Consider the following 13,307-nt stretch of genomic DNA (forward strand, 5'->3'; position numbering starts at 1 on the left):
CATTCTAAGGACATCAAGGTCCTTCACGTGTGACATCGAGATACATCCGGTGGGCCGGTCCGCCCTCTGTGTAAGCGAAGCCGTTAGCGATGAATCCGGCGGCTTCGTAAAACTCTATAGCCTGCGGGCCAGCGGTCACCTCTACACGTACATCGCGGAGCGCAATATCTTGGATCAGGGCACTCGCAACACCTTGGCGTATCCATTCAGGATCTGTGAACAGATCCTCTAGCTCAAGGCAGCCGTTGGCAGGGCGTGCTGACACAAAGCCGACGACCCGCCCGTTAACAGCAGCGACACGTGTGAACGGCAACATCTTGTCGTCCCACACGAGCCACTCAGGATGAGCGGCGAAGAGATCCCGGTCAGCCTCAACACTCAGCGAAGCACGGCGATAAATATCGCGAAGCAGGCCGATATCGTCGAAGACTGCGTTTCTAATGATGAAGTTAGACGAGTATAACGGCTTTTTCATCCCAACTCGACCCCCTTTTTAAAAATTAAAAAATAACGGCTCCATTCTCTGGCCAATTCTAAGAGTTCTCTCTCACCGGCCGCTTGTATAGAGCAGCATTGTTGCACATATTGCAGGATTTCTATATAACTGTTACTGGCTGTGGAGCAATGTTGCATTATTTGCACAAATTCTGGTGGTTAGAGTAAGTTAGCGCTGGATTTGTTGCATTTCGTGCATAATTTCAGCATATTCCGCTTTTATTGGCCAGTATTGCTGCATTTATTGCAGGATTTTGCTAAAAATGTTACTGGCTCATACCGTTTCGGACAGATCGTGGCCGCCTACCCGTTTAGTTTCCCGGCCAACACATGGCCCAGATGCTCCAACGCCTGCCGGGTATGGCGGTAAAAGGTCGTTCGGCTCATATGAAAAGCATCTGCAAGTTGAGATTTCCGGTGATTTTTACGCAAATAGCTCTCCCGCAAGATATGCTGCTCCAGTTCTGTGAGCGGATAAGGCGGCGGCTCTGCCGTTAATATGTTCTGCATCAGGTCCCTCATCCCCGCTCCATTCATCCCCGTCGCCACCAGAATCGGCAAAGAACGTAGAAGATTATCGTTATACAGATGCTGAAGAAGGCTTCTCACCTGGTCCCACGGCACGGGAGGGATCTCTGCCGCCAGCTCCTGTTGTTGTTCCTGCTGCAAAATCACCCGCTCCACCCACCGGTCGAAAGACGCCTGCCTGAAGTCCAGCTCCCATACGACCATACCCGGCTGAAGCCGATCTGGCGGTTGGGGTTGTTTGGGCTGGAAACCGGACAACGGAAGCAACATATGCAGCTGCGGGTCCTCTGTCGCGATAATCGCCCGCCATCCATTTGTTGTCTCGACCATCCATGATTGGAACAGCAGGGCGCCTAACTCCTCCGGCCGATAAAAGGACTGATCCACGTTGACCGCGGCCAGCAGCATACACATCGTATCCGCCGCTTCGGATGACAGCGTTCGCAGCTGCTCAGCCTCTTTACCCAGCATTTCGAGATATAGCGGAGCGTACTGTTCCAGCAGCGGCATCGTTTCTGAGTGCAGCCACAGCCCGGCAGAGAAAGCCAGCGGAATACCGTCAGTATTTCTGGTGACCAGAATGCTCATTGGACTCAACTCCGCAATATCATCAAGCAGACGGTGATGCTCTCCGGCCTGCACCAGTTCGGATTGCCAGTCGGACCGCGATAAAGATACCTCCAAATAACGGTGCAAATACGGCAAATCCTCCGGACAAAAACCTTGCTTCTGCTCCTGTCCATGAACACCCGAGAAATCAACATACTGATGAGCTGCAGGCAGCTGCTCACGGTACAGCTCCAGTGCATGGGCCGCAAACTGCATTCGGCGCAGCTGGTCTGCGGACGAATATTGCTCGATCAGCAGTTTTAACGCCAGCCGGCGCATTGTATTATATTCTCCGGGATCACGCTGCTTATAGTCGTCTCTCAGGATCCGGCCTACCACCTGATGTAAGGCAAGCCCGGCCGGAACCATCCGGACGCATGACAATTTGCTAAGCGCCGTATATTCCGCTGCCTGGAGCGGATGCTTCATCAGGCGGTTAAGCATCGTCTGATCTGCGGCGGGAAACAGCGACAGCAGCTGCAGAGCCTCATACATGTACGGGTCAGCGGCCTCCCGAAGCAGCTCTGCACTCAGGATTCTAGGCAGTTGTACTGCCTTTTCCATTGGATCCGTTCCTTCGCGCCTCATCAGGTCTGTGGTCAGTGCAAGCAGCAGCGGGTGCCCTTCCGACCTCTGGGCAATATCCTGCTGCAGCCGGTCGGGGAGACCGCTGTCCTGCAGGTATTCATAAATTTGCTCCCGGGTAAACAGCTCCAGCGGAAAGCGCTGAATCCTGTTCGACCACATAGGGTCCGTATACCAGTGAAGCGGCAGTCCGGTTCTCGACGCCATCACCAGCAGGCACGCAGAATCCTTTAACAGAGGAAACAGCTGTGCCAGCAGCCAGCTCTCGGTCCGGGCCAACGACTCGCAGTTATCCATAATAATAACCGTACGCTCACGATACAATTCTGCTACAACATGGGCAAGCAGCGTATCGTCCGCCTTACGCACCCTGCCGTATTCCGTCTCCAGGCTCATGTCCAGATAAGCCAGCACATCCCTTGGCGTATGCAGACAGAGCTGCCCGTCCACCCACAGCACACGCACGGCCGCCCCGCGGGCCTCCGCCGCCAGCTTTGTAAGCAGTGTTGTTTTGCCGATGCCGCCAATGCCGGATACCGCAAAAATTTGCATACCCTCCCCAGGCGTTTCCAGCCAATCGGACAATGCCCGGATTTCCCGGGTACCGCCAACAATCCGCTGAGAATGTGAACTGGGCCCCGCTGAAGGATTATTCATTACTGCACGCTACTTTCCGTTTGAATTAAATTTGAAACATAATCGGAACAATCTATGAATTTAAATATACTATAATTTGATCTAATCAGCAGCGCTATGAAAGGGGAAAAAGAAGTGAGAATACATAAATCAAAGATAGCCGCCTTGCTTGTGGGCGTGATGCTTATCGGACAGCCGGGGCTGTGTACATCGCCCGTTTTTTCGGCTGGAACCGTTGCAGACGGTATGAATGTAGTTGCGGACAGCCTACAAGCTATACCGCCGGTGATAGAAGGCTGGGTAGAATTATCCGCCCCGGAGCATCTGGTCTATATCGATCAGCACCAGGAGCAATATGTAGACAAGAATCTGCGGCTGCTCCAGGACATCGACCTGTCCGGCGTGTCCTGGATTCCTTTTGGCGGTAATGAGTATGCTCCATTTAGCGGAGTTTTTGACGGGCAAGGGCACTCTGTAAAAGGGGTCACCATCGACGGCTACACGCGCGTCTACGCCGGTTTCTTCGGCGAAGCCAACGGCAGCATACGCAACCTTAGTCTGGAGTTGAATATCAGGGGCGGCTCCATTACAGGGGGAGTAGCAGGACTTCTGTCCGGGGGAAGCATCGAGAGAGCCTATACGAAAGGCAGTGTAACCAGTATTCTTCCCCGCAATCCGAATCAGGTTATTTCTGCCGGCGGAATTACAGGGATACTGGAGCGGGCAACCATTGAGCGAAGCTCCTCGGATGCCACTGTCACCGTCGGCCCGGGAGCCAACAGGTACAGCGGCGGGATTGCCGGACATCTTGTCGCTTCCTCCATCATTGACTCCTATTCCAGCGGTCCGGTCCGCAACACAGAGTATGACGGAAGTAGTTTTCTGTTCACCGCCGGAGTTAGCGCCTATTTAATCGGCTTTCCAGAAGATAGAAACACTATAAAACATACTTATTCCCGTGGGATCATAGCTTCTGATTATCCCGGAACTACTTATACAGGCAGAGCGGGCATTGCAGCTTATGTGACACGGACAGATGTATCTAGTTCTTACTTCGATACGAATACTACCGGGATGACTGTCGGGATAGAAAGTTTCTATGAATCGGATATCCGAGAGGCTACCGCAAAAACAACCGCCGAGATGAAGCTGCAAACGACTTACATGGGCTGGGATTTCGGGCATATCTGGAATATGAACTCAAAGGTAAACGATGGATACCCTTACTTCCGCCCCGAAGTCTTAACAGAGACGCTCCCTTATGCCGTGCATAATAAGCCTTATTCCTATGCGCTTGCCGGTTATGACGGCGCACATGCCGGGCTGACCTGGAGCGCTTCAGGGCTTCCCGAGGGCATGAGTTTGAGCGCTTCAGGCGAAATGCAGGGTACCCCGACAGCCGGTTTTTCGGACAATCGCACCTACACTGTTAAAATAACGGCGATGGATGCCGGCGGGGCAACGGCTGTACGCTCGCTCCAGCTTGAGGTAAAAAGACCAGCACTGGAGCTGAATGTAGCGCTCCAGCCAGGTACTGCGATCGGCACGACAGCCATTGAGGTGGTACCGCAGGAGGCTGGCAGCTCCTTTGCATATATGCTGAACCGGGCGGAAAATGATCCTCCTCTGTTGGACAGCTCCCTCCCGGAAGGTGCGGCCCCATATATCCCCGGCTCCGATCTTTCTGGTGTACAGCCGGGAATGACTGTAGATTTGTATGAGATAAACGGACAAGGACACATTCTAGCCTGGCAGCGTTTAGTGCTGGAGACTGCGCATATTCGGCAGGAGATCCCGGTTAGCAGCATCACGCTTGAGCCGTCATCCCTTCTTCTGACAGCCGGCGGAGCGCCGGTAAAGCTTACTCCAATTCTGAAGCCGGACTCCGCCACCCATAAAGAGGTGACCTGGAGATCCACTGATCCTGCAGTAGCGGAGGTAGACGAACTTAGCGGTGAAATACATCCCCTGAGTCCCGGTCAAGCAGTTATTGTCGCCACCGCATCAAACGGTCTGACGGCTGAGGCATCTCTCACCGTCGAATCTGCAACAGGCAGCGTGACAGGCTCAGTGTACAACTCTGAACTTGACCCGATCGCAGGCGCCTCGGTATCGCTTGACGGCACCCTCAAACAGACCGATTTGCAAGGTCATTTCAGACTGGATCATATTGCGGTTGGCACACACATGTTAATGATAGAAGCAGCGGGTTATCACACTTTCACACAGAGCATCGAGATTGTGGAAGGGCAAACAGCAGATACAGGAAGGATTATGCTCACTTCAAGCAAGACGCCTGAGCCGGAACCTTCGCCAACGCCGTCGCCGACACCATCAGCGACACCGGCAACAACACCATCAACGACAGCGACACCGACAACAACACCGTCACCGACACCGTCACCGACACCAACACCAACACCAACAGCGACACCAACAGCGACAGCGACACCGACAGCAACACCAACAGCGACAGCGACACCGTCACCGACAGCAACACCAACACCGTCACAGACAGCAACACCAACACCAACACCAACACCAACACCAACACCAACACCAACACCAACACCGTCACCGTCACCGTCACCGACAGCATCATCGTCGCCGACACCGACGTCATCGCCGGAACCAACTCCGGACTTTGGTTCGGCTCCGGCTAGCCCCGCAGCCACAGTTGACCCGGCTAAGGTTCTGCTGACCATCAACGGCCAAGGCGTTCTGGTCACGATGTCGCGGGAGATAACCCAAGGCGGGCAGTCGGCGATCCGCTTGAAGCCGGATGCTGCGATATTGGCTCAAGCACTCGCTGCTCAAAATGAAGTTCGTATCGAATTCCAGACGAACAGCTATTCTGCAGTATTTCTTGACCTCCCGGCAGAAGCAGTGCTCAACAGGCTGAAGCTGGCCTCAGCTGCAAGTGTGCCTGCGAACCATTTGGGATCTTCTGCTGCTGCCAAAGAAGGATCCGGCACCGGTCCAGATGACCCAGCCATCACTTTTGCAGTAAACGGAGCCGAGCATGGGTTGCCTCTGCGCCGGCTCAACGGTCTTATGCCTGCGCTGGATTCCGGCTCCATCGTGACCCTGGGCATCTCTTGGCTTACTGCGGCTGAGGAGGAAGCACTAAGCGCCGTCCTTGCGAACCAGGGAGCGGAGCTGACCGGAAGCCCTGTCGCTTTCTCAATGGAGAGAAACGGGAAGCCTGTAGAGAGTCTAAACAACAGATCCACAAATATGTATTTGAATAAGTCGCTGCCGCTTCCCTCCCCCGCTGACCCGCTTCCAGCTGCGGTTGTCAGGGTAGATCAAAACAGCAGTGTCCATTTTGTACCTGCGCTGTTTGGCGCAACTGCGGGTGAAGCGATCATTCATTCACCGCATAACGGCTTGTTTGCGGCAATTGCAACCCGTCGCTCCTTCGCTGATACCGCCGGGCACTGGGCCGAGGAAGATATTCAGCTTTTGGCTAACAAGTGGATTATGCAAGGCGTAAGCCGGGCCACATTCTCACCGGATACCGTCTTGACTCGTGCGGAGCTCACTGCGCTGCTGGTGCGTGCCCTGGGATTGATGGAGTCCGGGGCGGTCCACTCTTTTGCAGATGTCCCTTCCGGTGCCTGGTATGCTGCGGCTGTTGAAACAGCCCTGGAGGCAGGACTCATGACGGGATATGAGGACGGTACATTCCGGCCAAATGCCAGGTTAACGCACGAGCAGTTAGCCGCTGTGATCGCCCGTGCCTTGAACATCGCCGGAAAGATCCCGCAGATAACCGGACTCACTCCAGAAACATTGGCCGGCACAACCGGCCTCGCTCCTTGGGCGGCACAGCCTGTATCGATGCTGCTGGAGGCGGGTCTCCTGAAGTATTCCGAAGCCGTGGACTTTTCATCTAAAGCTCCGGTCACCCGTGCTGAGAGTGCGGTTATGTTGACGCGGATGCTGAAGTATTTGAAATTTATAGATCGTTAGGGGCGAATCCGGCTACATTTCCTTCATTGAAAACGGAATAACTGCAAGTTCATAAAAGACAAATGGCCTATAGATATGCAAAAAGCACAGAGTTTAAACAGACTCTGTGCTTCTTTTTATAGCGGCCGATCCTTAAATTGGCATCCAATTGCTAATTAGAATGTTTTATATGTTCCTCACTATTAACTGTTCACGTCTTGGCCCTACAGAAACGTACGTGATTTTCACATTAATTGCTGATTCAATAAACTCAACATAATGCTTCGCGGCATCTGGCAGGTCATCATAAGATCTTGCATTAGATGTATCACATCTCCAACCTTGAAAATGCTGCAGAATCGGCTTTGCTTTATCTAACTTAGCACTCACTGGAAATTGGTCAGTTATTGTTCCATCTTCTAGTTCATAACCTGTACAGACTGGGATGGTTTCCAAATATCCGAGTACGTCCAGATTCGTTAATGCGACTTCGGTTGCACCTTGTACCATACAGCCGTAACGGGTTGCGACAGCGTCGAACCAACCGACACGACGAGGGCGGCCAGTGGTTGCGCCATACTCCCCCGCATCCCCCCCGAGCTGTCTTAATTCATCTGCCGCCACTCCATCTAATTCGGATACAAAGGGACCCGTGCCAACGCAGCTTGAATACGATTTTACTACTGCCAATACCCTCGTAATCGCAGATGGAGGCAACCCAGCACCTACTGGAGCAAAACCTGCAAGTGTTGAAGAAGATGTAGAAAAAGGATAAATGCCGTGGTCAGGATCTCGAAGTGCCCCCAGTTGACCTTCTAACAGTATGGAATCACCATTTTCGCAGGCTTCGTGGAGCATTGAAGTGGTGTTGCAAACAAATGGCCGAAGTTTTTCTCCTTGGCTTACTAATTCCGGCATCAACTCTTCGGGTTGAACCGGTTGTCGCCCGTACATATGCACTAGCAGCACATTTTTAGTCTCCAGCGATTGTTGTAAGCGTGAAAAGAGCCGCTCCTCATTGTACAAGTCTGACACTTGAATTCCAAGCTTTGCGTATTTATCAGCGTAAAAGGGTGCGATTCCGCGTTTTGTCGACCCAAAACTGCGTGAACCTAGCCGCTCCTCTTCCAGTTCATCAAATAGACGATGGATTGGAAGAACGATTTGGGCTCGATCTGACACACGTAAACAAGGTTCTGGCACACCCCGGGCAAGCAGTTCTTCCCTTTCCCTCATAAAAGACTCTACATCAAGCGCTACTCCAGGGCCAATTACATTCGTGACGTTTGGATAGAAAACCCCCGAAGGCAGCATGTGTAACGCAAATTTTCCGTAATCGTTGATAATCGTATGCCCCGCATTGCTTCCACCTTGATAACGGACCACATAAGATGATTTTGCGGAAAGCACATCCGTCATTTTGCCCTTTCCTTCATCTCCCCAATTCGCTCCTACAATTGCTGTAACCGTCAAATTCATTCGCCTCCACCGCTTGTAATCCCTTACAGCGGTTATTATAATTTGAAAGACAGGCATTAGTAAAATTGAATTTAATAATGACTAACATAAATTGAGGTAATGACTATGGAATTCAATATGGAATGGTATCGCGTTTTTTATTGGACAGCAAAATTAGGGAGTTTGACCAAGGCTGCAGAGAAACTCCATATCACCCAGCCTGCGGTCAGCCATACACTTAAACAGCTAGAAAGGGGCCTCGGCGGGCAACTGTTTTTCCGTACGACAAAAGGGGTTACGCTAACCGCTGAAGGTGAAGTACTCTTTAATTTTGTGGAGCAAGCCATGCATTTTATCGAAATTGGTGAGAAGAAAATTGCGGAGATGCAAGAGTTGTCTTATGGGGAAATTAACATCGGAGCAAGTGATACGCTATGCAAGCATTTTCTGTTGCCGCACCTTGAACAATTCCACAAACAATATCCAGAAGTCAGGATCCGCGTCACTAATCGGACAACACCTGAGACCCTCACACTTTTGAAGGAAGGTAAAATTGACTTCGGAGTTGTGAACTTGCCTGTGTTTGATGCTAAGATCGATTTCCGTACCAGTTCAACACAGCAGGATTGCCTTGTTGGTAATCAAGAGTATGCGGCTTTAGCAGACAAACCATTACCTTTGGAGGAACTTCATCGTTACCCTTTGTTACTGCTTGAACCAGGAGGAAGCACGAGAAATTTTCTGGATGAGTATGCTGCATCTAACGGGATTACGTTAAGTCCTGAGTTTGAATTGGGAAGCCTAGATCTCCTTATCCAATTTGCCCAAAGCGGGTTTGGCCTTACCTTTATCATGCGGGAATACGTTACTAAGGAATTAAATGATGGTAAGCTAATTGAAATTCCTCTAACGCCTCCAATTCCTGAACGCCATGTCGGGATTGCGACACTTAAAAATGTCCCACTTTCTGCTGCTTCGCGACGATTCCTTGAATTTTTGCCATGAAATTTAAACTGGGCTATTTATATCACAAGGTTTAAAAAGAGAGCAGCCTGAAAGAATATTCAGGCTGCTCTTAATTGAGTTTTCTTGGATATTAATTTATACAGCTTTAGTTTCCCCTATCCCCTACTCCACAGTAACACTCTTCGCAAGGTTTCTTGGCTTATCCACATCATGGCCCAGGGCCAGAGACGCATAGTAAGCAAGCAACTGCAGGGTAACTACAGACAGTGCAGCGGTCAGCAGCGGCAGGGTCTGAGGGATCACGAATACCTGATCAACAGAGCGGAGCAGGTCGTCTTTGTGCTCTTCGTGAGTGATGGCCATGACATGGGCGCCACGGGCCTTCACTTCTTTGATGTTGCTGACGGTCTTCTCCAGCACGGATTCCAGAGTAGCCAGAGCGATGACAGGAACGCCTTCTTCGATCAAGGCTAAGGTACCATGCTTCAGTTCACCCGCAGCATAGGCTTCGGAGTGAATGTAGGAGATTTCTTTGAGCTTCAACGAGCCTTCCTGAGCTACAGCGTAATCTACGCCGCGGCCGATGAAGAACAGGTGCTTGTGCTCAGCGATTTGCTCAGCGTAAGCTTTGATCGCGTCTTTTTGACCGAGAATCACTTCTACTTGTTCCGGCAGAGACTGCATAGCAGCCAAAATCTTGGTCACTTCAGATTCAGACTGTGTGCCGCGTACTTCAGCCAGATACAGACCCAGCAAAGTGAATGCGATCAGCTGAGAAGTGTAAGCTTTGGTCGAGGCTACAGCGATCTCTGGACCCGCCAGCGTAACCAGTACACTATCTGCTTCTCGGGCAATCGAGCTGCCTACTACGTTGGTGATCGCCAACACATGGGCTCCATTTGCTTGACCTTCACGAAGAGCAGCCAGAGTATCAGCAGTTTCACCCGATTGGCTCACTACGATCACCAGTGTCTCCGGAGTTACGATTGGCGAACGGTAACGGTATTCAGAAGCGATATCATTCTCTACAGGAATACGCACCAGGGACTCAATCAGGTTACGTCCAACCAGACCGGCATTATAAGCAGTCCCGCAAGCTACCACTTGGATATTGCGGATGTTCTTGATTTGTTCTTCTGTCAGGTTAAGCTCAGGCAGAATAACCTTGTTGCCTTCAGCGTTCATGCGGCCGCGCATCGTATCACGGTAAGCCTTAGGCTGCTCATGGATTTCTTTCAGCATGAAGTGCTCATAACCGCCCTTTTCTGCGGTAACGGCATCCCAATCGACAGTAATCATTTCCCGAGAAATAAAGTTGCCTTCAATCGTCATCAGTTCGACAGCATCCCGTGTCAATACAGCCATTTCGCCGTCGTTCAAAATATATACGTTGCGGGTATATTCCAGCAGTGCAGGAATATCGGACCCGATAAAGTTCTCGCCTTCTCCAAGACCGATAATCAGCGGACTGGCTTGACGTACAGCGACCAGCTTATCCGGTTCATATTCAGTCAGTACACCCAGAGCAAACGCTCCGCGCATGTAAGAAATCGCCTGTTGTACAGCCTTAACAATATCTCCCTTATACTCACGGGCAATCAGATGGGAGATGACTTCTGTATCTGTCTCCGAGGTGAAGTGGCATCCTCCGGCAATCAGTTCTTCCTTGAGATCCAGATAATTCTCGACAATCCCGTTGTGTACTACCGAGAATTTGTGAGTATTATCTGTGTGCGGATGAGAGTTCTCATCAGATGGCTTGCCGTGTGTTGCCCAGCGGGTGTGGCCGATTCCGGCACTGCCTGTCAGCGGAGTCGCGTCCAGACGAGATTCCAGGTTCGCCATACGTCCCTGTGCTTTTACCACCTGCAGACCATCCTTCGTGAACACAGCAATACCAGCGGAATCATACCCGCGATACTCCAGCTTCTTCAGACCCTCTACCAAGATCCCCTGCGAATTCTGATTACCAATATATCCTACAATACCACACATTATATTTTCCTCCGTCCAATTTATCGTAATTAGGGGCGCATGAGGAAAGAAACGTGCCGTGCGGCATGTTTTGAAGAAAAGCAAATATGATGTTGTCCATTACACTCAACATGATAACCTGTCAATTACATCGTTAGTCACGATTATGCACAGTCTTCTCCTCTGCCGTGGCAGAACCATCTGCGTTCCTGCAAATGCGCATACCCATGATTTGTACATCTTCAATTGGCACCCACAGAAGCGTTGTGTGCAAGGTCGCCCTCGCATTTTCCGCTTCCATTTACGGCTCTGGTGCATCACCGGGAGGTCCCCGCCGAACATTTCGAACACCTCCACCTCGTCAGCTTACATCTGCCGTGATCCGTTCAGACCGTCCTGCACTGTCGGCGCAGCTACCGGTCCTCCCTTCTCTCCCGCGCAAGATCAAGCTCTGGCGCTTGTGTTGCAATAACCTTACGATCCCCGCTTTCCTTCTGGAATGACACTCAGTCTATTATATGCATCTCATACTGTTTTTGCAACGATGTGCCGAAGAAAACCTTTTTCATCCATTTCACACTTTTTCCAAACAGCCATGACCTCATTAATAATTCAGCCGGTGAACGAATCGGATTGATCCATCCACCGGCTACCGTTCCTGCTATTTCAGTGAGTGATTACACCAGCTCGCGCTGAACCACTTCAACAATCTGCCCTACAAAAAGATCCAGCTCCGCCTTATCCGGCCCTTCGGCCATTACACGGATCAGCGGCTCGGTTCCCGAAGGACGCACCAGGACACGCCCGTTGTCGCCCAGCTTGCTTTCCACTTCTATGATCGCGGCCTCAATGGCCGGATTGTTCGGATAATTGGTTTTGTCCTGCACACGCACATTGACCAGTACCTGCGGATATTTAGTCATCATGGACTTCAGTGTGCTTAGCTTTTTGCCGGAGGACTTCATGGTATTCACCAGTTGAATCGCAGTCAGAATTCCGTCACCCGTAGTATTATAGTCCAGGAAAATCACATGGCCGGATTGCTCCCCGCCCAGATTATAGCCGCCGCGGCGCATCTCTTCCATGACATAACGGTCGCCGACCGCGGTCTTCGCCGTATTCAGCGCCAGCTTCTCTGTTGCCTTGTAGAACCCGATGTTGCTCATTACTGTAGATACAATAGTGCCATCCTTCAGCTTCCCTGCACGGTTCATCGCATCCCCGCAAATGCAGAGAATGAAGTCGCCGTCCACCTCGTCGCCGTTCTCATCGATAGCAATCAGGCGGTCCGCATCCCCGTCAAAAGCAAGCCCCAGATCCGCACCATGGCGCAGCACCTCTGCACGCAGAGTCTCCGGGTGTGTGGAGCCGAAGCCGTCATTGATATTAAGCCCGTCCGGCTCTGCCCCAATGGCAATCACTTCCGCACCCAGTTCCTTGAACAGACGCGGTGCCAGCTCATAGGCTGAACCGTGTGCACAGTCGAGCACTACCTTCATCCCCTTGAAGGTCTGGTCGATGGTTGTCTTTAGATACTCCAGATAGAGATATTTCGCTTGATCATCTGCCCGCAGTGTGCCCAGACCAGCTCCCACCGGACGCGGCAGCTCATCCTGCTCGGCATCCATCAGCTCCTCAATGCGCAGCTCTGTTTCGTCTGTCAGCTTGAAGCCGTCTCCGCCGAAGAACTTAATTCCGTTATCTTCCACCGGATTATGTGAAGCAGAGATCATCACTCCGGCATCCGCCTGGAGCAGTCTTGTGATATAAGCAACAGCCGGGGTAGAGACTACACCCAGACGGATTACATCCGCCCCAATGGACAACAATCCGGCAATCAGTGCCGATTCCAGCATCGGACCGGAAATCCGTGTATCCATCCCGATGACCACCTTAGGCTTTTCCACATTTCCTGCCAGCACATACCCCCCGCACCGTCCAATACTGTAGGCCATTTCTGCTGTTAATTCACGGTTAGCCACCCCGCGTACGCCATCTGTTCCGAAATACTTACCCATCTTATTTTCTCCTTTGTGAATACGCTGCTTCAGCTTAATAAATTATAGTATGAATGATTCAATAATTCGTGTATGTCAGGTGCT

At 51.4% G+C, this 13,307-nt stretch carries 7 protein-coding genes; 2 read left to right on the forward strand and 5 right to left on the reverse strand.

Translation table 11 applies throughout. From position 1 onward, the window contains the following. Nucleotides 1-13: 13 nt before the first annotated feature. Nucleotides 14-475, reverse strand: coding sequence for a GNAT family N-acetyltransferase (locus tag NSS83_RS15230; RefSeq protein WP_341348548.1), 462 nt, complete (start codon nt 473-475; stop codon nt 14-16). 323 nt (nt 476-798) lie between these two features. Continuing rightward, a complete protein-coding gene (locus tag NSS83_RS15235) occupies nt 799-2,874 on the reverse strand; it encodes an ATP-binding protein (protein WP_341348549.1) in 2,076 nt (691 codons plus the stop codon). A gap of 114 nt (nt 2,875-2,988) precedes the next feature. Between NSS83_RS15235 and NSS83_RS15240 the strand changes: the two genes are divergently transcribed. Further along, nucleotides 2,989-6,828 carry an S-layer homology domain-containing protein gene (locus NSS83_RS15240; RefSeq protein ID WP_341348550.1) on the forward strand — a complete coding sequence of 1,280 codons (3,840 nt, stop codon included), beginning with the start codon at nt 2,989-2,991 and terminating at the stop codon, nt 6,826-6,828. 165 nt (nt 6,829-6,993) lie between these two features. Here the strand turns inward: NSS83_RS15240 and NSS83_RS15245 are convergent, their stop codons facing one another. Continuing rightward, nucleotides 6,994-8,280 carry an adenylosuccinate synthase gene (locus NSS83_RS15245; protein WP_341185205.1) on the reverse strand — a complete coding sequence of 429 codons (1,287 nt, stop codon included), beginning with the start codon at nt 8,278-8,280 and terminating at the stop codon, nt 6,994-6,996. Nucleotides 8,281-8,391: 111 nt separating this feature from the next. Here NSS83_RS15245 and NSS83_RS15250 point away from each other — a divergent pair, with 111 nt between their 5' ends. Continuing rightward, on the forward strand, nt 8,392-9,270 hold the full coding sequence (locus tag NSS83_RS15250; RefSeq protein ID WP_341183790.1) for a LysR family transcriptional regulator: 879 nt from the start codon (nt 8,392-8,394) through the stop codon (nt 9,268-9,270). A gap of 123 nt (nt 9,271-9,393) precedes the next feature. Here NSS83_RS15250 and glmS read toward each other — a convergent pair whose 3' ends face one another. Next, nucleotides 9,394-11,226: a glutamine--fructose-6-phosphate transaminase (isomerizing) gene (gene glmS / locus NSS83_RS15255; RefSeq protein ID WP_341183789.1), complete on the reverse strand. Its 1,833-nt coding sequence runs from the start codon at nt 11,224-11,226 to the stop codon at nt 9,394-9,396. Between the two features lie 656 nt (nt 11,227-11,882). After that, on the reverse strand, nt 11,883-13,223 hold the full coding sequence (glmM, locus tag NSS83_RS15260; protein ID WP_341183788.1) for a phosphoglucosamine mutase: 1,341 nt from the start codon (nt 13,221-13,223) through the stop codon (nt 11,883-11,885). Nucleotides 13,224-13,307: the final 84 nt, after the last annotated feature.

This window comes from Paenibacillus sp. FSL H3-0469, from assembly GCF_038051945.1.
Taxonomy (GTDB): domain Bacteria; phylum Bacillota; class Bacilli; order Paenibacillales; family Paenibacillaceae; genus Paenibacillus_AQ.